This is a genomic window from Pseudooceanicola lipolyticus (genome assembly GCF_002786325.1).
GTDB lineage: Bacteria > Pseudomonadota > Alphaproteobacteria > Rhodobacterales > Rhodobacteraceae > Pseudooceanicola_C > Pseudooceanicola_C lipolyticus.
Map to the genome: position 1 here is coordinate 1 of NZ_PGTB01000062.1, position 23006 is coordinate 23006.

27 protein-coding genes and 1 pseudogene are annotated in these 23006 nt (G+C 64.4%); 12 read left to right on the plus strand and 16 right to left on the minus strand.

Going from position 1 to position 23006, the window contains the following annotated elements; all coding sequences use genetic code 11:
- The 4 genes from CVM52_RS14315 to CVM52_RS14330 all read left to right on the plus strand — a co-directional run.
- The coding region (locus tag CVM52_RS14315) for a LysE family transporter (protein WP_172721009.1) at window positions 1-315 on the plus strand (315 nt) is incomplete at its 5' end.
- Between the two features lie 4 nt (window positions 316-319).
- On the plus strand, window positions 320-1285 hold the full coding sequence (locus CVM52_RS14320) for an ABC transporter permease (protein ID WP_100163169.1): 966 nt from the start codon (window positions 320-322) through the stop codon (window positions 1283-1285).
- A gap of 75 nt (window positions 1286-1360) precedes the next feature.
- The gene (locus tag CVM52_RS14325) at window positions 1361-2293 is read left to right on the plus strand and encodes a sulfite exporter TauE/SafE family protein (RefSeq protein WP_100163170.1); all 933 of its coding nucleotides are present in this window, start codon (window positions 1361-1363) and stop codon (window positions 2291-2293) included.
- A gap of 3 nt (window positions 2294-2296) precedes the next feature.
- Entirely contained in the window at window positions 2297-3058 is a 762-nt protein-coding gene (locus CVM52_RS14330) for a TIGR02186 family protein (RefSeq protein WP_100163171.1), read from the plus strand.
- Window positions 3059-3067: 9 nt separating this feature from the next.
- Here the strand turns inward: CVM52_RS14330 and CVM52_RS14335 are convergent, their stop codons facing one another.
- From CVM52_RS14335 to CVM52_RS14365, 7 genes are all read right to left on the minus strand, one after another.
- Window positions 3068-3796, minus strand: coding sequence for an SDR family oxidoreductase (locus CVM52_RS14335; protein WP_100163172.1), 729 nt, complete (start codon window positions 3794-3796; stop codon window positions 3068-3070).
- On the minus strand, window positions 3793-5319 hold the full coding sequence (locus tag CVM52_RS14340) for an ATP-dependent DNA helicase (RefSeq protein WP_100163173.1): 1527 nt from the start codon (window positions 5317-5319) through the stop codon (window positions 3793-3795). The genes CVM52_RS14335 and CVM52_RS14340 overlap by 4 nt, the downstream gene beginning before the upstream one ends.
- A 101-nt stretch (window positions 5320-5420) precedes the next feature.
- The gene (locus CVM52_RS14345) at window positions 5421-6041 is read right to left on the minus strand and encodes an acyl-homoserine-lactone synthase (protein ID WP_100163174.1); all 621 of its coding nucleotides are present in this window, start codon (window positions 6039-6041) and stop codon (window positions 5421-5423) included.
- A gap of 91 nt (window positions 6042-6132) precedes the next feature.
- The gene (locus tag CVM52_RS14350) at window positions 6133-6849 is read right to left on the minus strand and encodes a helix-turn-helix transcriptional regulator (RefSeq protein ID WP_100163175.1); all 717 of its coding nucleotides are present in this window, start codon (window positions 6847-6849) and stop codon (window positions 6133-6135) included.
- Window positions 6797-7009, minus strand: a complete 213-nt coding sequence (locus CVM52_RS14355) for a hypothetical protein (RefSeq protein ID WP_100163176.1) — start codon at window positions 7007-7009, stop codon at window positions 6797-6799. Before CVM52_RS14355 ends, CVM52_RS14350 begins: the two co-directional genes overlap by 53 nt.
- Window positions 7010-7215: 206 nt before the next feature.
- Window positions 7216-8505: a crotonyl-CoA carboxylase/reductase gene (gene ccrA, locus CVM52_RS14360; RefSeq protein WP_100163193.1), complete on the minus strand. Its 1290-nt coding sequence runs from the start codon at window positions 8503-8505 to the stop codon at window positions 7216-7218.
- Window positions 8506-8618: 113 nt separating this feature from the next.
- Window positions 8619-10031 carry a 1-acyl-sn-glycerol-3-phosphate acyltransferase gene (locus CVM52_RS14365; RefSeq protein WP_100163177.1) on the minus strand — a complete coding sequence of 471 codons (1413 nt, stop codon included), beginning with the start codon at window positions 10029-10031 and terminating at the stop codon, window positions 8619-8621.
- 197 nt (window positions 10032-10228) lie between these two features.
- Here CVM52_RS14365 and CVM52_RS14370 point away from each other — a divergent pair, with 197 nt between their 5' ends.
- The 3 genes from CVM52_RS14370 (at window position 10229) to deoD (ending at window position 13357) form a co-directional block, all read left to right on the plus strand.
- Complete coding sequence (locus CVM52_RS14370; protein ID WP_100163178.1) at window positions 10229-12193, plus strand: ethylmalonyl-CoA mutase; 1965 nt, start codon at window positions 10229-10231, stop codon at window positions 12191-12193.
- 114 nt (window positions 12194-12307) lie between these two features.
- Window positions 12308-12634 (plus strand): H-NS histone family protein, encoded by a 327-nt coding sequence (locus tag CVM52_RS14375; RefSeq protein WP_100163179.1) that lies wholly within the window; start codon window positions 12308-12310, stop codon window positions 12632-12634.
- Between the two features lie 18 nt (window positions 12635-12652).
- Entirely contained in the window at window positions 12653-13357 is a 705-nt protein-coding gene (gene deoD / locus CVM52_RS14380; protein ID WP_100163180.1) for a purine-nucleoside phosphorylase, read from the plus strand.
- Between the two features lie 3 nt (window positions 13358-13360).
- Here the strand turns inward: deoD and CVM52_RS14385 are convergent, their stop codons facing one another.
- Window positions 13361-14206: an urea carboxylase-associated family protein gene (locus CVM52_RS14385; RefSeq protein WP_100163181.1), complete on the minus strand. Its 846-nt coding sequence runs from the start codon at window positions 14204-14206 to the stop codon at window positions 13361-13363.
- A gap of 97 nt (window positions 14207-14303) precedes the next feature.
- On the opposite strand from CVM52_RS14385, the gene CVM52_RS14390 reads away from it, so the two are divergent.
- Window positions 14304-15308, plus strand: a complete 1005-nt coding sequence (locus tag CVM52_RS14390) for a serine hydrolase domain-containing protein (protein WP_100163182.1) — start codon at window positions 14304-14306, stop codon at window positions 15306-15308.
- Window positions 15309-15324: 16 nt separating this feature from the next.
- Here CVM52_RS14390 and CVM52_RS14395 read toward each other — a convergent pair whose 3' ends face one another.
- From CVM52_RS14395 to CVM52_RS14425, 7 genes are all read right to left on the minus strand, one after another.
- Window positions 15325-15519 (minus strand): hypothetical protein, encoded by a 195-nt coding sequence (locus CVM52_RS14395; RefSeq protein WP_100163183.1) that lies wholly within the window; start codon window positions 15517-15519, stop codon window positions 15325-15327.
- A 37-nt stretch (window positions 15520-15556) separates the two neighbouring features.
- Complete coding sequence (locus CVM52_RS26930) at window positions 15557-15703, minus strand: hypothetical protein (protein WP_172721010.1); 147 nt, start codon at window positions 15701-15703, stop codon at window positions 15557-15559.
- A 191-nt stretch (window positions 15704-15894) separates the two neighbouring features.
- A complete protein-coding gene (locus CVM52_RS14405) occupies window positions 15895-16677 on the minus strand; it encodes a succinate dehydrogenase iron-sulfur subunit (protein ID WP_100163185.1) in 783 nt (260 codons plus the stop codon).
- 11 nt (window positions 16678-16688) lie between these two features.
- Window positions 16689-18497: a succinate dehydrogenase flavoprotein subunit gene (gene sdhA / locus CVM52_RS14410; protein WP_100163186.1), complete on the minus strand. Its 1809-nt coding sequence runs from the start codon at window positions 18495-18497 to the stop codon at window positions 16689-16691.
- 27 nt (window positions 18498-18524) lie between these two features.
- Window positions 18525-18896: a succinate dehydrogenase, hydrophobic membrane anchor protein gene (sdhD, locus tag CVM52_RS14415; protein ID WP_100163187.1), complete on the minus strand. Its 372-nt coding sequence runs from the start codon at window positions 18894-18896 to the stop codon at window positions 18525-18527.
- A 12-nt stretch (window positions 18897-18908) separates the two neighbouring features.
- A complete protein-coding gene (gene sdhC / locus CVM52_RS14420; RefSeq protein ID WP_100163188.1) occupies window positions 18909-19298 on the minus strand; it encodes a succinate dehydrogenase, cytochrome b556 subunit in 390 nt (129 codons plus the stop codon).
- A gap of 189 nt (window positions 19299-19487) precedes the next feature.
- Window positions 19488-20147 carry a DUF1194 domain-containing protein gene (locus tag CVM52_RS14425; RefSeq protein WP_100163189.1) on the minus strand — a complete coding sequence of 220 codons (660 nt, stop codon included), beginning with the start codon at window positions 20145-20147 and terminating at the stop codon, window positions 19488-19490.
- A 237-nt stretch (window positions 20148-20384) separates the two neighbouring features.
- Between CVM52_RS14425 and CVM52_RS14430 the strand changes: the two genes are divergently transcribed.
- The 4 genes from CVM52_RS14430 to CVM52_RS14445 all read left to right on the plus strand — a co-directional run bounded on the left by CVM52_RS14430 (window position 20385) and on the right by CVM52_RS14445 (window position 22724).
- A complete protein-coding gene (locus CVM52_RS14430; protein WP_100163190.1) occupies window positions 20385-20609 on the plus strand; it encodes a hypothetical protein in 225 nt (74 codons plus the stop codon).
- A 20-nt stretch (window positions 20610-20629) separates the two neighbouring features.
- Window positions 20630-20842, plus strand: a complete 213-nt coding sequence (locus CVM52_RS14435) for a DUF1127 domain-containing protein (protein ID WP_100163191.1) — start codon at window positions 20630-20632, stop codon at window positions 20840-20842.
- A 136-nt stretch (window positions 20843-20978) separates the two neighbouring features.
- Complete coding sequence (pobA, locus tag CVM52_RS14440; protein WP_100163194.1) at window positions 20979-22148, plus strand: 4-hydroxybenzoate 3-monooxygenase; 1170 nt, start codon at window positions 20979-20981, stop codon at window positions 22146-22148.
- Window positions 22149-22214: 66 nt separating this feature from the next.
- A complete protein-coding gene (locus CVM52_RS14445) occupies window positions 22215-22724 on the plus strand; it encodes a MarR family winged helix-turn-helix transcriptional regulator (RefSeq protein ID WP_240620971.1) in 510 nt (169 codons plus the stop codon).
- 13 nt (window positions 22725-22737) lie between these two features.
- Here CVM52_RS14445 and CVM52_RS26935 read toward each other — a convergent pair.
- Window positions 22738-23006: pseudogene (locus CVM52_RS26935) on the minus strand (hypothetical protein); the annotation flags it as partial.

The window sequence follows — 23006 nt, forward strand, 5'->3', positions numbered from 1 at the left end:
CCGGCCGCTGCCCGGCACAGCGCGCTGCGGCAGGTCGCCGGCGGCTTTGCCTTCCAGCTCAGCAATCCCAAGGCGATCTTCTTCTGGATTGCGATCGCCTCGGTCGGGGCGCTGCACACGGTGTCGCCGGCAGCGCTGCTGCTGTTCCTGGCCGGCGCCTTCGCGATCTCGTTCGGCGGCCATGCCGGCTGGGCGCTGCTGTTGTCTTCGGCGCCGTTCCGGCGCCTCTATGCCCGGGCGCGCCGCGGGGTGGAGACGGCGCTGGGCTGCTTCTTTGCGCTGACCGCCCTGAAACTTGCGGCAGCGAGGCCCTGACGCCATGGATTTCCTGACCATCATCCAGGTCTTCGACTCGACCATCCGCCTGTCGACGCCTCTGCTGCTGGCTTGTCTCGCCGGGCTGTTCTCGGAACGGGCGGGGATTTTCGACATCGGGCTGGAAGGCAAGATGCTGGCCGCGGCCTTTTTCTCGGCCGGGGTCTCCTTTCTTTCCGGCAGCGTCTGGATCGGCCTGCTGGCCGGGATCGGTGCCTCGATGGTGCTGTCGGCAATCCACGGGCTGGCCTCGATCACCTTCCGCGGCAACCAGATCATTTCCGGCGTCGCCATCGTGTCGCTGGCCCAGGGCATGACCGTTCTGATCGCGCAGGACTGGTTCCAGCAGGGCGGGCGCACGCCCTCGCTGATCGGGCAGGCGCGCTTTACCCCGATCGAACTGCCCTTTGCCGACAGCATCGCGACGCTGCCGCTGGTCGGCCCGGTCTATGCCGAGCTGTTGTCGGGCCATTCGATCCTGGTGTACTTCGCCTTCCTCTGCGTGCCGCTGACCTGGTGGATCCTGTTCCGCACCCGGTTCGGCCTGCGCCTGCGCGCGGTGGGCGAAAACCCGGCGGCGGTGGACACTGCCGGGGTGTCGGTGGTCGGCATGCGCTATGCCGCGGTGATGATCTGCGGCCTGCTCTGCGGCATCGCCGGCGCCTATCTGGCCACTGCGCTGCAGGCGGGCTTTGTCAAGGACATGACCGCCGGGCGCGGCTATATCGCGCTGGCGGCACTGATCTTTGCCAAATGGCGGCCCTGGCATGCGATGGGCGCCTGCCTGCTGTTCGGCTTTCTGCAGGCCATCGCGCTGCGCTATCAGAACATCAACCTGGGTGACTTCGTGATCCCGGTGCAGGTGATGGACGCGCTGCCCTATATCCTGACCGTGGTGATCCTGGCGGGGTTCGTCGGCAAGGCGATCCCGCCGCGCGCCGGCGGCACCCCCTATGTGAAAGAGCGGTGACCGAGGGCCGCCGACGCGCGTGAATTGTGCAAGCGCAGCATTGATTTCCGCCGGGGAACCGGCTTAGGAATGCCCATGCAAATCTACCTGCCCATTGCCGAAGTTTCGGTAAACGCCTTCCTCGTCCTGGGGCTGGGGACCTTGGTGGGACTGCTCTCGGGCATGTTCGGAGTCGGCGGCGGTTTCCTGATGACGCCGCTGCTGTTTTTCATCGGCATTCCACCCGCCGTGGCGGTGGCGACCGGTGCAAACCAGATCGTCGCCTCGTCCTTTTCGGGCGTGCTGGCCCATTTCCGAAGGCGCACCGTCGATCTTAAAATGGGCTGCGTGCTGCTCAGCGGCGGGCTGGTCGGCGCGGCGCTGGGCGTGCTGCTGTTCAACCACCTGCGCTCGCTGGGGCAGGTCGATCTGCTGGTGCGGCTGTTCTACGTGGTGTTCCTGGGCGTGATCGGCGGGCTGATGTTTGTCGAGGGCATGACCGCGCTGCGCCGCAGCCGCAAGGCGCGGCTGGCCGGGGTCACCTTGCCGCATCGCCGCAAACACCGCGGCTGGATTCACGCCCTGCCCTTCAAAATGCGCTTTCGCACCTCGGGCCTTTATATCTCGGTGCTGCCGCCGGTGCTGGTGGGGCTGGGGGTTGGCGTGCTGACCGCGATCATGGGGGTCGGCGGCGGTTTCATCATGGTGCCGGCGATGATCTACCTGCTGGGCATGCCAACCAAGGTGGTGGTCGGCACCTCGCTGTTCCAGATCATCTTTGTCACCGCCTTCACCACCCTGCTGCACGCGACCACCAATTTCACCGTCGATATCGTGCTGGCGGTGCTGCTGCTGGTGGGCGGCGTGGTCGGTGCCCAGATCGGCACCCAGATCGGCATGCGGCTGAAGGCCGAGCAGTTGCGGGTGCTTCTGGCGATGCTGGTGCTGGGGGTATGTATCCGCCTGGCGCTCGACCTTTTGCTGCAGCCTTCCGAGCTGTTTTCGCTCGGCTATCCCGGGGAAGACTAGGCGATGCGGGGGCTGCTGCTGATCCTGCTGCTGCTGGCGCCGGTGCTTGGCCGGGCAGAAACCGTGGTGCTGGGCCTGTCGCGCGACCAGGTGTCGATCACCACCAGCTTCGACGGTTCCGAAATCCTGATCTTCGGCGCGGTGAAACGCGAAACGCCGATTCCCGAAGGGCCACCGCTGCAGGTGATCGTCACCGTCGCCGGCCCGGAAACGCCGGTGGCAGTGCGGCGCAAATCGCGCTGGTTCGGCCTCTGGATCAACACCGCCGCGGTCACGGTGGATTCTGCGCCCAGCTTTTACGCGGTGGCATCGACCGCCCCGCTGAGCGAAGTTCTGAGCCATGTCGAGAACCTGCGCCACCGCATCAGCATCGGCCGCGCGATCCGGTCGGTCGGGGCGCCTTCGGAGATCCGGGACGCCGCGCAATTCACCGAAGCGCTGGTGCGCATTCGCGAAAACCAGCAGCTCTACCAGCAGATGGAAGGCACCGTTTCGCTGGACGAGCAGACTTTGTTCCGCACCGCGATCGAGCTGCCCGCCAACCTGGTCGAGGGCAATTATACCGTCCGCATCTTCCTGACCCGCGGCGGCCAGGTGGTTTCGGGTCATGAAACCACCATCGACGTGCGCAAGGTGGGGCTGGAACGCTGGCTCTATGTGCTGTCGCGCGAACAGCCGCTGATCTACGGGCTGATGTCCCTGGCCATTGCCATCGCCGCCGGTTGGGGCGCCTCGGCGGTGTTCCGGCTGGTGCGCAATTCGTAATCCCGCGGATCAGCCCCGGCCGATATAGGGCATTTTCGTCGCCATCACCGTCATGAACTGCACATTCGCGGCCAGCGGCAGCTTTGCCATATGCAGGACCGAACGTGCCGCATCCTCGACCGCCATCGTCTCGGGCACCTCGCCACCCTCGGCCAGGGCGCGCTGTTTCAGCTCGGCCACCATCGGAGTTTCGGCATTGCCGATATCGATCTGTCCGCAGGCAATGTCGAACGGCCGCCCGTCCAGGCTCAGCTGCCGGGTCAGGCCGGTGATCGCATGTTTGGTGGTGGTATAGGTGACCGCGCCGGGGCGCGGCACATGCGCGGAAATCGACCCATTGTTGATGATCCGCCCGCCCTGCGGCTGCTGCGCGCGCATCGCCGCAAAGGCACAGCGCGCGGCCAGGAACATGCCGCTCAGGTTCACCGCCACCGCGCTGTGCCAATGGTCCAGCGGGATCTCGTCGATGGTGCCCGGCGCGGTGAAGATGCCGGCATTGTTGAACAGCACATCCAGTCGCCCGGCGCGGGCGGTAAAGCTGTCAAAGGCTGCCGCCACCTGATCGGCCTGGGTGACATCGGCGACCAGCGGCACGGCGCCGTCATGCTTGGCCGCCAGTTCCTCGAGCACGTCGGCCCGGCGGGCCAACAAGCCGACGCGCCAGCCTTCGGCCAGGAACAATTCGGCGGTGGCACGGCCGATGCCGGAACTTGCGCCAGTGATCAGGATGCTGTTCATATCTCTTCCCCTTCCAAAACCAATGCCGAGGGCGCCACGCGCAGGTCATCCACCCGCAGCGGGTGCTGCGGCTTGGACAGCCGGTTGCGCACCACCCAGATCAGCCGCTCCTGCGCGCGGGTGATCGCCACATAGGCCAGCCGCTTCCACAGCGGCTGCCCGGCCTCGATCCGGCCCATCCGGGCGGCGACGAACAGATCCGGGGCAAACACCTGCACCGTTTCCCATTGCGAGCCCTGCGCCTTGTGAATGGTACAGGCAGCGCCATGCAGAAAGGTCGCGCCCATGCGCGCGGCAAAGGGGATGAACGGTTCTTCCTCGTCCGGCTTCTCGATCTTGACGATCGAGGCGGCCGAAACCTGCGGATCCTCGGCCCCCATAACGTGCAGGCGCGAGAAACCGGGTTTGCGCCCCGGCCCCAGATAGACCACCTGCGCCCCCTTGATCAGGCCGCGTGCCTCGAGGTCCAGCCGTTTCTTGCGGTGTTTCAGCGGCAGTTCGATGCCGTCGCAGATCAGCGGCTCGCCCTCCAGCAGCGCGTCTTCCGGTGCCCCGTAGACCCGGCGGAAGGCGCTGATCAGGCGGATCCGCGTGGCATTGCGCCAGACCAGAACCGGGCTGCGCGCCATCAGGTCAACCTCGACGCGCTGGCCCCAGACCACCCGTTCGTCGCGGCGGGCGGTGTCTTCGACCATGCGTTCGAAATCCTGGAATTCCAGCGCCGGATCGGCCAGCGCATGGGCCAGGTCCAGAATCGGGTTATCGGCATCCTGGCGGTGAATGCGCGACAGGTTCAGCTGGCGCGGCGCCGGCAGCGCGTCGAACACCATCTTGCCCGACTGGTTCACCGGGGCCAGCTGCGCCGGGTCGCCGAACAGCAGCAGGTTGGGAAAGATCTCTTGCAGGTCCTCGAACTGGCGGTCGTCCAGCATCGAGGATTCATCGACAAAGCCGATATCCAGCGGTTCTTCGCGCCGTTTCCAGCCGGTGATGAAATCCGATCCGCGCAGGCCGGCGGCGGCCAGCGCGCCGGGCATCGACTTGTTCAGCTTGAAAAACGCCGCCGCGCGCTCCAGCGCCTCGTCGGTCAGCCCCTCGACCACCGGGCGCTCGCCCTCGCCCGCCAGCCATTCGGCGATGCGCTCGTATTCCGGGTCATAGACCGGGGTATAGAGAATGCGGTGAATGGTGGTTGCCGGCACCCCGCGCAGGCGCAGCACGCTCGCCGCCTTGTTGGTCGGCGCCAGGATGGCCAGCGTGCGCTTGTCGCGACGCTTGCGGCTTTCGTAATCGCCCGAGACCACCTCCATCCCGGCCTCGGCCAGGGCGCGGTAGAGTTCGGCCAGCAACAGCGTCTTGCCCGAGCCGGCCTTGCCGGTCACCGCCATCACGCCGCTGCCCCCTTCGCGCGCCGGGGTCAGCATCCCCTCCTCGATATCCACGCCGGCGCCGCGCAGCATCTCGGCGATGCTGTCATAGGCGCTGGCCTGGTCGTCGGAAAAGGTCACCGGGAGGGCGGTCATGGCGCGACCCTACCCGCGCGCCCTGCCCTTCGCCAGATGCGAAAGTACCGATTCAGCGCATCGCGGTTCCGGCCGGTGCGCCGGAACCTGCCCGGCCTGCATCAGGCCGCCTGTTCGGCACCGAAGGCGCGGGTGAACCACAGGCGCGACAGCGCGGGCGAAAGCCCCGCCCGCATCGCCACCCGGAACCGCGCCTGCGGGGTGAAACGCCACAAGCCCAGGCTGATCTTCGCCCGCCCCGCGCCTTCGCTGCCCAGCACCTCGGGCGCGGCTCCGATGGCGCGGTAAATCCGCTCCATCCGCTGGTCGAACACTCCTGCGAAATGGTGCAATCCAAAGCCGGTCATCACCTCGCCGCCGCCCAGCATCAGCGCCGCCGCCACCCGCGGCCCGGCCTCGCGCGCCAGGCAAAACCGGGTGCATTCCCAGATCGTCGGGCTCGACAGCGGGACGCCGCCGGTCAGACGGCCGAACACCTCGTTGATCATCACCGGCCCGGTGGTGGGCAGGAACCGCATCGACCCGCCATGGCGCCCGCGCGGCCCTTCCCAGATCACGTAGAGCGGGTTCAGACGGTCGTAGCGGTCACGCTCCTGCCCGTGCTGATCCACCGTCACCTCCCATCCCAGCCGGGTGCGGAACTGGTCGGCGCGGTCGCGGAACATGCCCCGCGCCAACCGGGGAAAGCGGTGAAGATCGGTGGCATAGAGGTAACGCAGCAAGGCCTGTCTCCTGGCGGTTCGCGGCCAACACTGCGCCGGGCGGGTTAAGGCCCGGTGGGGGAGGCGCGCGACCGGGTTGCCGGTTTCGCGCTCACACCACGATCAGGCCGCAGCCGATGGCGCGCGCCACCGCATGGGTGGTGTTCAGCGCCCCCAGCTTGAACCGCGCGCTTTCGATATAGACCCTGAGCGTGTGTTCCGAGATCGACAGCGTCTCGGCCACCTGGGCGCGGCTGTATCCCATCGCCAACAGCGTCATCGCATCAACCTCGCGCGGCGACAGCTGGCGCGCCTCGCGCTGGCGCCCGGGTTCGAATTCCAGCGCCTTGCGGTTGAAGAAATGCGCCACCAGGATCAGGTCGCGGCTGGTCCGGGTGATGAACTCGGCCCAGGTGTCATCGTCGCAATTGTGGCTGGCGGTGAACAATGCGAACTGCCCCTTCGGCCCGCGGATCGGGATCGAATAGCCCTGGTTGCCGATGCCGTGGCGCTGGGCATCGGCCAGAAACTCGCGCGCCGTGCGCGACGACCAGTCCAGCCGCTTCCAGTCGACCGGGTGAAACCGCTGGTAACAGCCGATGATCACCGGGTCGACGCGCAGGTAATTCTGCGCCGCGTAATGGTCGACCCATTTGCGCGAATAGGTGCCGCAGCCATATTGCTCGCCGGCGCTGTCCACCCAGTGATACACCATATGGTCGGTGGCAAAGGCATCGCGCGCGGCGATGATGACGTCCTGAAGCCCTTCCAGCGCCTCAGTGGCTTCCAGCCTTTCGATCAACACATCCAGATCGCCCGTCGTCGCCATATAGCTGCGGGCCCGGCCCCGCCCCTTTTGCCTTGGATGCGATCTCCTGCGCGGCGACATGCGTGGTGTCATCCAGCTTGGTCGCCAGCGCGGCAAGATCGTTGGCCAACGCGAACCGTTTCAGGTCAGCCAGCACATCCAGTATCCAATCATTCTGCATGTCGACCCTCGCTCCGCAGTCGTTAACAAAGCCTTAATGGAACTCTAGCAGCCGGTGGAAAGTCAGGAAATTCACCGCTTTTACCTCCCCAGAAATGGCGGGGGTGCCGATTGGCAACGGTTTGATTATCCAAGCGGCAGGCCCAAAGAAAACGCCCGCGATCCGGCATCGAATCGCGGGCGCGGATGGCTTGCATGCGGCCCGGTTTAGACCGGGCCGGCCTCCAGCACTTCCTCGAAGGTGCGCAGCCCGGTCTTGGGCGCCTGCACCAGCACCGACATGTTGCCGGGCTTGTGTTCGTTGCGCTGCATCTTCATATGCGCCAGCGGCAGGTCCTTCCAGGTGAACACCTCGGACATGCAGGGATCCAACCGCCGTTCCAGCATCAGCTTGTTGGCGGCGCTGGCCTGTTTCAGGTGGGCAAAATGGCTGCCCTGCAGGCGCTTCTGATGCATCCACATATAGCGCACGTCGAAGGTGCAGTTGAATCCCGAGGTGCCGGCGCAGATCACCACCATGCCGCCCTTTTTCACCACCAGCGACGACACCGGGAAAGTCGACTCGCCCGGATGTTCGAACACCATGTCGACGCTGACCCCCTTGCCGGTGATGTCCCAGATCGCCTTGCCGAACTTGCGCGCTTCCTTCAGCCACTCGGCATATTCCGGCGTGTTGACGGTGGGCAACTGGCCCCAGCAGTTGAAGTCCTTGCGGTTGATCACGCCCTTGGCGCCCAGATCCAGCACGAACTGGCGCTTGCTTTCGTCGCTGATCACGCCGATCGCGTTGGCACCTGCAGTGTTGATCAGCTGGATCGCATAGGACCCCAGACCGCCCGAAGCGCCCCAGACCAGCACGTTCTGGCCCGGTTGCAGGTCATGCGGCGGGTGGCCGAACAGCATCCGGTAGGCGGTGGCCAGCGTCAGCGTGTAACAGGCGCTTTCCTCCCAGGTCAGGTGCTTGGGGCGGGGCATCAATTGCTGCGCCTGCACACGGGTGAACTGGCTGAATGAGCCGTCCGGCGTTTCATAACCCCAGATACGCTGGCTGGGCGAATACATCGGGTCGCCGCCGTTGCATTCCTCGTCATCGCCATCGTCCTGGTTGCAGTGGATCACAACCTCGTCGCCGACCTTCCAGCGTTTGACCTTGTCGCCCACCGCCCAGACGATACCCGACGCGTCGGACCCGGCGATGTGATAGGGCTGCTTATGGCCGTCAAACGGGCTGATCGGCTTGCCCAGCGCCGCCCAAACGCCGTTATAGTTGACCCCTGCGGCCATGACGAGCACCAGCACGTCCTGGCTGTCCAGGGCCGGCACGTCGAGCACCTCTTGCAGCATCGCGGTATCGGGGTTGCCGTGTCGCTCCTTGCGGATGGCCCAGGCATACATCTTCTTGGGGACATATCCGAGCGGGGGCATCTCGCCCATCTCGTACAGGTCCTTTTCCGGCGCCTCGTAGGGCGCGATGTCGACATTGGTGTCCAAAGCCATACCGGCCTCCTTCATGCAACTCGTCTTGCCGCATCGCAGAATCGCCGCGGCCTCAGGAGGGGATAAATTTTGCCACGCAATAATGCAATAGCTGAGGCGCAGATTTTGTAATTTTATGACCCAGCGGTTGCAGCAGACTCGTTCGCACCTGCAGAATCGCGCGGGAGTTCTGCGGGCATGAGATGACGGATGGAACTGGCATAATATTCTAGCAGAGGCCGCTCTTTCGGAATAGCGGCGAAGCGTCCGTCCACCTCGCACAGCGCGCCGCGGTGGGTCAGTTGCCGCAATCCGGTCTCTGCCGTATAGCCGCGGCTGTCGCGTGGCAGGTGAATATGCGCATCGGGAAGTTGCCGGGCGACCTGATTGATTCCCCGTTCCAGTTCGGCCTGGCTCTGCGCGCCCCGCTCCAGGATCAGCCAGGCGATCAGCGGCACCGGCAGGATCGGGACGATGTCACCGATCCGCCGCATCAGCGTCTGCGCGAGCGGCCGGGTCGGATCGCCAGCCACGCCATCGGCAAACGCGCGCAGCGACACCGGCGCGCCAAAGCTGACCGCGGCATAGCCAAAACGGTGATACCGCCCCGCCAGCCGCCGCCACAGCAGGCCCAGCGCGTTGCGCGCCACCACTCCCAGCCCGGCATTGAAGCGGTGGCCAGGATCCTGCGCGGCAGCGATCAGCGCCCGGTCTTCCAAAACGCGGTCGTAATTCAGCGCCACCGGCACGAACACCACGTCCGGGTGATCCTCGCCCGAACTGGTGATGATATATTTCAGCAACCCCAGCTTGGGCGGCATCAGCGCCCCGCTGCGCGACAGCCCGCCTTCGGGGAACATCGCCTGGGTCACCCCGGCCTCGGTCGCCATCTGCACATACCGCGCCAGCACCTTGCGATAGAGCTCGTTGCGCGACCGGCGGCGGATGAAATAGGCCCCCATCGCCCGGATCAGCCGCGACAACGGCCAGACCTGCGCCCATTCGCCCACCGCGTAAGACAACGCCGAGCGTTCCGCCGCCAGATACGTGACCAGCACGTAATCCATGTTCGAGCGGTGGTTCATCACGAAGACCACCGTTGCATCGGGGTCGATCGCCGCCAGCCCGGCGGCATCGTAATGACCCAGCCGGACCCGGTAGAGCGCGTTGGACAGGAACCGCGCCGCCCGGATGGCAAAGCCGAAATAGGCCGAAGCGGAAAAGGATGGCACGATTTCACGGGCATAGCGGCGCGACAGCTCGGCCGCCACGTTTTCGGGGATGCCCTCGGCGCGGGCGTGCTGGCTGACCGCGCGCATCACCTCGGGGTCGTAGGACAGCCGCTGGATGGTGTCATAGCGGCGGGCCAGCTTGAACGGGCGGATCGGGCGGTCCAGCCGCTGGTTCAATTCCGAGACAGCACGCTCCAACCGGCGCCGAAAAAACCAGCGCACCGAGGGAAACAGGAAATGCGAGGCGAAAGTCACCGCCGCAAACAGCAGAATCAGGATAAAAAGCCACAGCGGCAAGGTCACGGTCGAAGCCATGGCCGATCCTTGCCGACAGAATGAGGGCAGGTAAACCGTGATCGGCCGGCAAGGAACGGCATCTGCCGTTTGACGCCGAGAACCTGCGCCCCCTGTCAGCCCGATGCCGCATTGCGGCGAATTGACATTGATCGATCATTGCTGTTTAGACAAGTGCAGCGCAAGATTATTACTTAACCGCCAGTCGCGAGGCCAGTATGACCGAGATCCAGAAAGACAAGCCGTGGCTCATCAGAACCTATGCCGGGCATTCCACCGCGGCAGCGTCGAACGCGCTGTATCGCGGCAACCTTGCCAAGGGGCAGACCGGCCTTTCCGTGGCCTTCGATCTGCCGACGCAAACCGGCTATGACAGCGACCACGTGCTGTCGCGCGGCGAGGTGGGCAAGGTCGGCGTGCCGGTGGCGCATCTTGGCGACATGCGCACGTTGTTCGATCAGATCCCGCTGGAACAGATGAATACCTCGATGACGATCAACGCCACCGCCCCCTGGCTACTGGCATTGTATATCGCCGTGGCCGAGGAACAGGGCGCCGACATTTCGAAACTGCAGGGCACGGTTCAAAACGACATCATCAAGGAATACCTGTCGCGCGGCACCTATATCTGCCCGCCGAAACCCTCCTTGAAACTGATCACAGACGTCGCGGCCTATTGCTATCGCAACGTGCCCAAGTGGAACCCGATGAACGTGTGTTCCTACCATCTGCAAGAGGCCGGCGCGACGCCGGAACAGGAACTGGCCTTTGCGCTGGCGACCGGCCAGGCGGTGCTGGACGGGCTGCGCGAACAGGTGCCGGAAGAGGATTTTCCCAAGCTGGTCGGGCGCATTTCCTTTTTTGTAAATGCCGGTATCCGCTTTGTTACCGAAATGTGCAAAATGCGCGCCTTTGTCGATCTTTGGGATGAAATCTGCGAAAATCGATATGGCGTGAACGATCCCCGCTATCGCCGATTCCGCTATGGCGTGCAGGTCAACTCGCTGGGGCTGACCGAACAGCAGCCGGAAAACAACGTCTATCGCATCCTGATCGAGATGCTGGCAGTCACCCTGTCGAAAAAGGCCCGCGCCCGCGCGGTGCAACTGCCCGCCTGGAACGAGGCGCTGGGCCTGCCCCGCCCCTGGGATCAGCAATGGTCGATGCGGATGCAGCAGATCCTGGCCTATGAAACCGACCTGCTGGAATATGGCGACCTGTTCGACGGCAATCCGGTGGTCGATGCCAAGGTCGAGGAATTGAAGGCCGGTGCGCGCGCCGAATTGGACAATCTGGAAAGCATGGGCGGCGCCATTTCGGCCATCGAATATATGAAATCGCGTTTGGTGGAATCCAATGCCGCGCGCATCAACCGGATCGAGGGTGGCGAAACCACGGTGGTCGGGGTGAACAAATTCACCACCACCGAACCCTCGCCGCTGACCAGCGGTGACAATGGCATCCTGGTGATCGACCCGGCAGTGGAACAGGACCAGATCGCACGCTTGCAAGCCTGGCGGGCAGAACGCGACGACACCAAGGTGGCCCAGGCCCTCGCCGCCCTGCGCGAAGCGGCGCAAACCGGTCAGAACATCATGGAACCCTCGATCGCCGCCGCCAAGGCCGGGGTCACCACCGGCGAATGGGCCGAGGAAATGCGCAAGGTCTATGGCACCTACCGGGGCCCCACCGGGGTTTCCGGCGCCCCCTCGAACCAGACCGAGAACCTGGACGAGATCCGCGCCGCCGTCGACGCGGTCAGCGATTCGCTGGGCCGGCGGCTGAAATTCCTGGTCGGCAAACCCGGTCTGGATGGTCATTCCAATGGGGCCGAACAAATCGCGGTGCGGGCACGGGACTGCGGAATGGATATCTCCTACGAAGGAATTCGATTAACACCTGAAGAAATTGTGAATGCCGCAATCGCGGAAAATGCACATGTAATTGGCCTATCGATTCTTTCCGGAAGTCACCTTCCGTTGGTGGAAGAAGTCATTGAACGGATGAAATCGGCAGATCTGGGCCACATTCCATTGATCGTCGGCGGAATTATTCCGGAAGAAGATGCCCGCAACCTTGAAAACATGGGCGTTTCCAAGGTTTATACGCCCAAGGATTTCGAGTTGAATACGATCATGATGGACATCGTCGCGCTGGTCGATCCCAAGCCTATCGCCGCGTAATCGGCAGCTGTTACAAAAAAGAGATGAAATGCGTGTCAAACTGCGCTATTGCTCGGAATTGCACCAGCGTGTGACGCTAAATAGCGTCACAAACTCAAGCGTTAGGGAGACCAGATGGCAATAGATCTCACAAAAATGTCCCGCAAGGAGCTGACCAAGCTTCGTGCGGATATCGACAAAGAACTGATCGAGGCGGACGAGCGGGAACGTCAAGAAGCCCTGAAAGCGGCCGAACAGGCCGCGGCGAAGTTCGGCTTTTCGCTCGACGAACTTTCCGGAAAAGGCAAACGCCGCAAAGGCAAACAAAAACGCGCGCAATCTGCGCCCAAATTCCGCAATCCGGAAAATCCAGAACAAACTTGGTCCGGGCTTGGACGGAAACCGCAATGGTTTCACGATGCCATTGCAAATGGCGTTCCAACCGAGAAACTCGAAATCTAAACAGGTTCAGAATTTCGAATGACAATTCACATCGGTGCTGCTCCGGGCGATATCGCCAGCACCGTCCTTTTGCCTGGCGATCCTTATCGCGCGAAATGGGCGGCGGAAACGTTTCTGGAAAAACCGCGCCTCGTGAACGAGGTGCGCGGGATGCTGGGATATACTGGCACCTGGCGCGGCAACGAGGTGACGATTCAGGGCAGCGGCATGGGAATGCCGTCGCTCTCGATCTATGTGAACGAGCTGATCCGGGACTATGACGCGCAGACGCTGATCCGCATCGGCTCCTGCGGCGCGATGCAGGAAAAGGTCGGGCTGCGCGATGTCATTCTCGCGATGACCGCCTCGACCGTCAGCACCCCGTCGCGCGGCATGTTCCGCGAATTGCAATTCGCCCCCTGTGCCGACTGGTCCTTGCTGCGCGCCGCCGCGGCGGCGGCGGAAGCGCAGGACATCACCCCGCATATCGGCGGCATCTATTCGTCGGACACCTTCTATGACGAACGCCCCGACCTGAACGAACAGATGGTGCGCCACGGCGTTCTGGGCGTCGAGATGGAGGCAGCCGAGTTGTACACGCTGGCCGCGCGCTATGGCCGTCGCGCGCTGGCGGTGCTGACGGTCTCGGACCATCTCCAGACCGGCGAGGCGCTGCCCTCGGACCAGCGCGAACGCAGCTTCGGCGCCATGGTCGAAATCGCGCTGCAAGCCGCCTTTGCCTGACCACTACAGCCCATGGCTGCGGTCATAGCCATTCACCGGCGGCGGCGTCCAGCTGTCCAGCGCGCCGGGCGCCGGTGCAAACACCTCAACCAGCAGCGGATGACAGGCCGCCGCATCGCTTGAATGTTCAGCGCTGCAATCGCCGCCGGGGCAAGCGCTCAGCGCCCCCAGCAGATCGATCTCGGCAAAGAACTCCAGGTAATCCCCCGGTCGCACAGGGCTGGCCTTCATGAAATACTGGCCGGTGTCGCGGGTGAAACCGGTGCACATGAACACGTTCAGCACGTCATGCACATGGCTTTCAGCTTCGGCCAGCGGCAGGCCCCGCAGTGTCGCCAGCGCGCGGGTCAGGTTGGAATGGCAGCAATTGTGATACGCCGTGCCGGACAGCAGGCGGCCGGTATAGGGGTCGCACCGGGTGCCGATCACGTCATGCACCGCGCCGCCAAAGGAATCGATCCCGTACCAGTCCAGCGTATCCGCGACGATCGTCGCCATCGGCCGCAGCGCCGGAAAGGTCGACCACATCCGATCGCCGGTGCTCAGATGGGTACCGTGCAACGCCCGGGTCTTGCCGGAATAGAACCGCTCGGACAGGTCGCGCGCGTTCCACAGGTTCAGGTCGCCCACCTGCGGCCCCTGCACCGAGGTGATGCGAAAGAATTGCCCCGCGGCCACCTCGAAACAGCGGGCGTCGCGCGGCGGAATCAGCCTCTCGGCCACCTTCATCGCCCCGGCGCGGGCGGCGCGGTAAAGCGGCAGGTCGGGCCGAGGCAGCGTTGCGGTGGGATAGCAGATCACCGGCGGCACGGCGCGGCGGGTTTCGGCATCATCGGGCGGTTGGGTCATGGCTGCAAACTGCGGTGGAATCCGCCACGGCGCAAGCACACGCGGACGTGACCCCGCGCTGATTGACGCCCCCCGCCGCCGTGGCAATCTGCACGCCATGATCAGCCGTCGCCGCCTTGTGCACACCGCCCTCGCCCTGCCACTTGCCACGTTGCCAATGCGCAGCACCGCGCAGGCGCGCTGGGGCCGGGTGGCCGACGCCGCGCGCGAAATGGAGCAGCTGCATTCGCTGCAGATTGCCCAGGCCGGCACCGAGGTCCTGGCCGAGGCGTTTCGCGGCCCTGGCCTCAACCGCAGCGCCAATATCAAATCGGTATCGAAAACCATCGTCGCCACGCTGACCGGCATCGCCATCGACCGCGGCGACCTGCCGTCGATCACCGCGACGCTGGGCGAGGCCGCGGCGGGCCTGATCCCGGCCGCGGCCGATCCGCGCGTCGCCGACCTGACGATGGAGGATCTGGTGACCATGCGCGCCGGGCTGGACCGCACCTCGGGCGCCAATTACGGCAGCTGGGTGTCCAGCACCAACTGGGTTGCCAATGCACTCACCCGCCCCTTCGTCGCCGAACCGGGCGGGCGGATGCTGTATTCCACCGGCTCGTTCCACATTCTCGGCGCGGCGCTGGCCGAGGCCTCGGGCCAGTCGCTTCACGCACAGGCGCGCGACCGGTTGGCACGGCCGCTGGACATCGACATCCCGCCCTGGACCCGCGATCCGCAGGGCTATTTCCTCGGCGGCAACGACATGGCGATGACACCCCGCGCGCTGCTGCGCTTTGGCGAGATGATCCGCCAGGGTGGTATCTGGGACGGCAGGCAGGTGGTCAGCCGCGACTGGCTGGCGCAATCCTTCCGCTCGCGCACCCGGTCGCCCTGGTCGGGGTTGTCCTATGGCTATGGCTGGTTCCTGGGCGGGCGCGGCGAGGGCCGGTTCATGCTGGCGCGCGGCTATGGCGGCCAGGTCCTGTGCGTGATGCCCGGCCTGGATCTGACCGTTGCGATCACCTCGGATCCGACGCGCCCGGCCCGCAGCGCCGGATATTTCGGCGATCTGATGGCGCTGATCCAGGGGCCGGTGATGCAGGCGGCGCTGGGCTGAGCCCGGCGCCTGGCGGTCACGGCTTGCGGCAGTCGCGCGGCGGCTTGCCGCTGTCGCTCATCACCTCGGCACCGCAGGCGGCGCAGCGGAAATAGCTTTTGCCCTCCGCGTCGCGCGCCCGGTCGGCGCGCCAACGACAGGCCCGCGTGCCCGGCCGCACATAGATCAGCAGCAGGATGAATGCGGCAATCAGGAACGGGATGAAGATCATCGGCTACAGCACCCCGCCGACCGCGCGCTTCGCCCGGTCAAGCGACGTCGGCGTAATCAAACAGGTCCGGCTGATCGTCCCAAGCCGGAGCCGTGTCATCGGCCGGCGTGTAATAGGCCCAGGCCTCGTCCAGAAGGGCAAGCGCCTCTTGCGGGCTGGTTTTGGCGGGTTCGGTCGGTTGCATGGGGTCACCCTTGATGCTGGTCGGCCCCTCCCTGACGGCGATATAGATCCGCGCCCCGCCCGGCGCATCCCCTTGTTGTGCAACCTCGTCATGCGCTTGCTGCAACGCAGCATCGGCACCCTGCCCCGATAAAAAACAACGGCGGCCCGCCGATCCGCGCGCCGCCGCAACATTTTGATCCAGGCGGTCACTCAGACCGCGCGTTCGACCATCATCTTCTTGATCTCGGCAATCGCCTTTGCCGGGTTCAGCCCCTTGGGGCAGGTCTTGGTGCAGTTCATGATGGTATGGCAGCGATACAGCTTGAACGGATCTTCCAGCTGGTCCAGCCGTTCGCCCGTGGCCTCGTCGCGGCTGTCGATGATCCAGCGATAGGCATGCAGCAGTGCGGCGGGGCCAAGGTACCGGTCGCCGTTCCACCAGTAGGACGGGCAAGCCGTCGAACACGAGGCGCACATCACGCATTCATAGAGGCCGTCCAGTTTCTTGCGGTCTTCGATCGACTGCTTCCACTCTTTTGCCGGGCGATTGGTCTTGGTTTCCAGCCAGGGCATGATGCTGGCATGCTGGGCGTAGAAATGGGTGAGATCCGGGATCAGGTCCTTCACCACTGGCATATGCGGCAGCGGGTAGATGGTGACCGTGTCCTTGCTGATCTCGTCCAGGCCGAAGATGCAGGCCAGGGTGTTGTGCCCGTCGATATTCATCGCGCAGGACCCGCAGATGCCCTCGCGGCAAGAACGGCGGAAGGTCAGCGTCGGGTCGATCTCGTTCTTGATCTTGATCAGCGCGTCCAGAACCATCGGCCCGCATTTGTCCATGTCGAGGAAATAGGTGTCGACACGCGGGTTGGCGCCGTCATCCGGGCTCCAACGATAGATCTTGAAGGTCCGGACATTGGTCGCGCCTTCGGGGCGCGGCCAGGTCTTGCCGGTGGTGATGCGCGAGTTCTTGGGAAGGGAAAATTGAACCATGGGTTATCTCCTCAGAACGTCCGCGCCTTGGGCGCAATCTTCTTCAGGCTGATGCCGCCCTCGTCTTCGTCGGTCAGCGGGTCCACGATCACCGGGCGATAGCTGAGCGCCACCTTGGTGTCGTCGACCCGGGCGATGGTGTGCACGCGCCAGTTTTCGTCGTCACGCTCGGTAAAGTCCTCATGCGCATGTGCGCCGCGGCTTTCCTTGCGCGCCTCGGCACCGACGATGGTGGCCAGCGCGTTGGGCATCAGGTTGGTCAGTTCCAGCGTTTCCATCAGGTCCGAATTCCAGACCAGCGACCGGTCGGTGACCTGCAGGTCGGTCATCTTGGCCGCAATCGCGTCCATCTTCTCGACCCCTTCCTTCAGCGTCTTGTCGGTGCGGAACACCGCCGCGTCTTCCTGCATGGTGCGCTGCATTTCCAGCCGCAATTCGGCGGTCGGGGTGCCGCCCTTGGCGTTGCGCAGGGCGTCGAACCGGTCGAACGCCTTGTCGATGCTGGCCTGGTTCAGCACCGGGTTCGCCGCCTCGGGATCCACCACCTTGCCGGCGCGGATCGCCGCGGCGCGGCCGAACACCACTAGGTCGATCAGCGAGTTCGAACCCAGCCGGTTGGCGCCATGGACCGAGGCACAGCCGGCCTCGCCCACCGCCATCAGCCCCGGCACGATCGCGTTCGGGTCATCCTCGGTCGGGTTCAGCGCCTCGCCCCAATAGTTGGTCGGGATGCCGCCCATGTTGTAATGCACTGTCGGTAGAACCGGGATCGGCTCTTTGGTCACGTCGACACCGGCGAAGATCTTGGCGCTTTCCGAGATGCCCGGCAGGCGTTCGGCCAGCGCCTCGGCCGGCAGGTGCGACAGGTTCAGGTGGATGTGATCACCATGTTCGCCCACGCCGCGGCCTTCGCGGATTTCCATCGTCATCGAGCGGCTGACATAGTCGCGCGGCGCCAGGTCCTTATAGGTCGGGGCATAGCGCTCCATAAAGCGTTCGCCCTCGGAATTGGTCAGATACCCGCCCTCGCCGCGCGCGCCCTCGGTGATCAGGCAGCCGGACCCGTAGATGCCGGTGGGGTGGAACTGGACAAATTCCATGTCCTGCAGCGGCAGCCCGGCGCGCGCCACCATGCCGCCACCGTCGCCGGTGCAGGTATGCGCCGAGGTGGCCGAGAAATAGGCGCGGCCATAACCGCCGGTGGCCAGCACCACCATCTTGGCGTTGAACACATGCATGGTGCCGTCGTCCAGCTTCCAGCAGACGACGCCCTGGCACTGCCCGTCCTCGGACATGATCAGGTCGATGGCGAAATACTCGATGTAGAATTCCGCGTTGTTCTTCAGCGACTGGCCATACAGCGTGTGCAAAATGGCGTGGCCGGTGCGGTCGGCAGCGGCGCAGGTGCGCTGCACCGGGGGGCCTTCGCCGAATTCGGTGGTGTGGCCGCCGAACGGGCGCTGATAGATCTTGCCCTCTTCGGTGCGCGAGAACGGCACGCCGTAATGTTCCAGCTCGTAAACCGCCGCCGGGGCAGACCGGGCGAGGTATTCCATCGCATCGGTGTCGCCCAGCCAGTCCGACCCCTTGACGGTGTCATACATGTGCCACTGCCAGTTGTCGGGGCCCATATTGGACAGCGACGCGGCGATGCCGCCCTGCGCCGCCACGGTATGCGACCGGGTCGGGAACACCTTGGTCACGCAGGCGGTGCGCAGCCCCTGCTCGGCCATGCCCAGCGTGGCGCGCAGACCGGCGCCGCCGGCACCCACCACTACGACGTCATATGTATGCGTCTCGTATTCGTAAGCAGCTGTCATTATTTATCTTCCTTCTCGCGCGTCACGTCAGAGGGCGAGTTTCAAAAGGGCAAACAGGCCCACGGCCATCAGCGTATAGGTCACGGCCTTGACCGCGATCAGCGTCAGCTTGCAGGCGATGCCGTGAACGTAATCTTCGACCGCTTCATCGATCTCCATCTTGATGTGATAGAGGCCGACGACCAGGCCGATCGCGGTGATCAGCGCCGGGAACGGCCGGGCGAAGAAGGCCAGCACCTCTTCGCGGGTGCCGCCCAAGGCGCTGCCGAAGGTGAAGACGAACAGCGGCACCAACACCACCAGGCAGATCGAGGTTACCATCATCTTCCAGTGATGCTGGGTGCCCTCGCTGCCGGCTCCCAGCCCCTGCGCGCGTTTGCGGTCGGTCATGAAATTCATCGTCAGCCTCCCTTACAGCACGATGGCGGTGAAGATCGCCAGCACCGTTGCCAGCACGAACATGCCCCAGCCCATCTTCTCCGAGGTCGCAAGATCGAGGCCATAGCCGAAATCCCAGATCACGTGGCGCAGCCGGCCCAGCATGTGATACCAGATCGCCCAGGCCGCCAGCAGCATCACCAGATCGCCGAACCAGCCGGTCAAAAGCCCGTTCATCGTGGCATAGGCTGCATCCGACGTGGCCGCGGCCAGCAGCCAGCAGACCACCAGAAATGCGGTGCCCAGCGATGCGATGCCGGTGATCCGGACCATGATGGAGGACATCGAGGTGATTTGCGGACGATAATATTTGCCCAGCATGAAAGGCGAAAGCGGGCGATTGCCCCGATTGACATCGGCCATGGTGGCTCCTTTGCATTGGCTGCCCCGTTATTATCGTATTTTGACGGGCTGTCACGAGCCGAGCACTGTGAATCGCGCGGTTTTTTGGCGCGGTGCGGCCAAATGCGCGGCGCATGTGATCACACGTAAAGTTTAAGTGATCACAAAAATGGCGCGAGCCGCGTTCCTGCCCTCGCAATGACTCGGGCCTCAGTCGGCACGAGCCGTTTGCATCACCACTTCGCGCAGCAATTTCTGACGGATCTTCGCGGGATATTCGGTGAAGGTCGACGCCGTGACCACAAATGCGCCCTCTCCGACAATGACATGTTCATAAAAATAGGCGGTCAGGTCGGTTTCGCTCTGTTCGATGGCGATGGCGTTCACCACCACACCCGCCGCGCGCAGCTGGTCATGCACCTCTTCGGGCGGCAACCCCTCGTTTGACACGCCGTCGCCCGACAGATCGATCAACCGCCGCTTGCAGCTTGCCACCGGCGCAAACTGCGCCAGGGCAAAGGCCAGGGCCTCGCCGATGGCAGTTGAGAAGTTGCGCCACGGCCGGGGTTCGGCGGCGACGCGCGCCGCGAACCGCTCGACCGTTTCGAAATCCCGCACCTCGGTCCAGGGGATCGACACCAGCTGACGGGCCGAACCGGTCCACTGCACCAGCATCAGCTGTGCCCGTCCGCGCACCAGCGCCTCGGAAATCACCGGATCGCGCAGCGCGGTGGCCAGCCCGTCCATCTGCAGCCGGTATTCTCCGCGATCGACCGATCCCGAGACATCGACCGCCAGCGCCAGCGCCAGGTCGCAGGCCAGCGCAGGACCGCAGAACAGGCTGGCAAGGGCGGAAACAAGGGTGCGCATGAGGCCAGATTAGAACAACTGCCCCAGCCCCGGAACAGTTGTTTATGTAACTGGTCCAACGCGGGCCGGTGGTTCTGCCCTCCGTTTGTTGGATTAAGTGCATGCCTCAACACCCGATCCCAACCGGATTAGGGATGCACCTGCTGCAAGCCAGCTATTCCGCCCGACATCTGGTAACCCGCAATGCCATCGCTTAACTTGTGCACAGGGAGGAGACCACGAATAAATGGTTTCCAGATGGCTTACACCACACATACTCACACCGCAAACAACGTGCAGGGCAATCCGCTTCTGCGCGGCCTGGCCGCAGCTTTCGAGTGGCTTGTCTCGCTGTCCGAGCGGCATCCCTCCATGCAGCGCGTCGCCCAGCTTCAAGCCAAGTCCGATGAAGAGCTTGCGCAAATGGGTCTGACCCGCGAGCAAATTCCTGCCGCCGCATTTCGCGAATACGGTTATCTGTAAGGCCCGGTCCGCATTGACCGATGTCTGAAACGATCACCAATGCCCCCTGGGCCGGCGCCTGTCGCCGGTCCCTGGCCGCAATCCATGATGAACTTGTCGCAGCCTTCTGCGACAGTGACGCGATGCGCCAATACCGTGCCCTGGCCGCGCTTTCCGATGCCGAATTATCCGCGCGCGGCCTGACCCGACAGTCGTTGGGCCGCTATGTCTTTGCCGACCGCGCCTGGGCCTGACGCGCCAGCAAGGCGCATTTTTTTCTGCCCGTGAGTTGACACATCAACTCAACTGCATCTACCCTGCGAGTTGACGCGTCAACTCATGCGCCGGAACGGCGGTCTCTGGCGGAGCCTGCAGCGGAAGGATCAGATCATGCGCCACCAGATCGTTATCATCGGCGGCGGGCCCTCGGGTCTGCTGCTGGCGCAGCTTCTGCTGAAACAGGGAATTGACGCCGTGGTGCTGGAACGCCAGACCCGCGCGCATGTGCTCGGCCGGATCCGCGCCGGGGTGTTGGAGATGGGCTTTGTCGACCTGATGCGCGAGGCCGGGGTCGCCGACCGAATGGAGCGCGAAGGCATTCTGCATGACGGCACCATCCTGTCCTATAACGATCGCGAGGTGCGGATCGATTTCCGCAAACATGCCGGGCGCCCGGTAACCATCTATGGCCAGACCGAAGTGACCCGCGACCTCTACGAGGCGCGCGACGCCACCGGCGGCACCACCTATTTCGAGGTGGCGGATGTCACCCTGCACGGGATGGAGGGCGACGCGCCCTATGTCACCTTCCGCCATGACGGCAAGGACAAGCGGATCGACTGCGATTTCATCGCCGGATGCGACGGGTTCCACGGGGTCAGCCGCAAATCGATCCCCGACAGCGTGCGCAAGGACTATGAACGCGTCTACCCGTTCGGCTGGCTGGGCGTGCTGTCGGAAACCCCGCCGGTGAATCACGAATTGATCTATGCCAGCTCGGATCGCGGTTTTGCCCTCTGCTCGATGCGCAACATGAACCTCAGCCGCTATTACGTGCAATGCAGCGCCGAGGACCGCGTCGAAAACTGGTCCGACGCCCGGTTCTGGGAAGAATTGCGCCGCCGCATTCCCCCAGATGCTGCCGAGCGGATCGTAACCGGCCCCTCGATCGAGAAATCCATCGCGCCGCTGCGCTCTTTCGTGACCGAACCGATGCGGTTCGGGCGGCTGTTCCTGTGCGGGGACGCGGCGCATATCGTGCCCCCCACCGGCGCCAAGGGGCTGAATTCGGCGGCCTCGGATGTCTATTACCTGTTCCACGGCCTCAAGGCGTTTTATGCCGACGGCAACACCGATGGGCTGGACAGCTATTCGCAGAAGGCGCTTGACCGGGTCTGGAAGGTCGAGCGGTTCAGCTGGTGGATGACCTCGCTGTTACACCGCTTTCCGGATCAAAGCGCCTTTGATCAGAAGATGCAGGAGGCCGAAATCGCCTTTCTCAGCGAAAGCGAGGCGGCGCAGGAAGCACTGGCGCGCAACTATGTCGGCCTGCCCTATTGAGGCGGCATCCGCGCCGGCGTTGCCGCCCGCACAAATTCGGCTAGAAGCGGGGGCAGGATGACTCGCATGACCCGATCCCACCGCGCCGTCCAGCCGGACGGGCGCCTGGCGGAACCGACCCGCCTGAACGCCCAGGGGCGCCGGGTGATCGATATCGACACCTACGTGCCCTATTTCCTGATCGCGGTGAACGCCATCCTGTCGCGCAGCGCCTCGGCCCGATACCAGCGCGATTTCAACGTCGGCGTCACGGAATGGCGGGTGCTGTCCTGGCTGGCCACCGAACCTGGCATACCCGCCGCGCGCATCTGCGAGGTGATCGCGCTGGACAAGGCGGCGGTCAGCCGCGCGGTGGCCCGCCTGACCGAAATGGAACTGATCGACGCGGTGCCCTCGCCCACCGACCCGCGCAAGCGCAGCCTGTCGCTGAACCCCGCAGGGTATGACCTGCACGACCGCATCCTCGAAGCCGCGCTGCAACGCGAAGCGGTACTGATCGACGGCGTCGACCCCGATGACCTGAACGCCTTCCTGCGGGTGATGCGCCTGTTGCACCGCAACGTGCAGCGGCTGTAAGCGCGCCGGCGGTTCAGGATCGCAGCAACAGCTTGTTCGATCCCACCGCCTCGGCAATGCGGGCATAGTCCTGCCGCGCCGCAACCGTGACCGGCGAACGCAGCAGCACGGTTTCCGTCTCGGCCAAGATCGTGGCCGCCGCGGCGTTGACCTGCGCCACCGCCCCCGGCCGCACCGCCCGCATACGCGGGCTGGAGCCGCCGCCGCCGGTGCGCAGACGGATCGGCGGTTTGTCCGGGTCGACATTGGCGCTGACCAACTGGTCCAGCCGGGTGGCGGCGT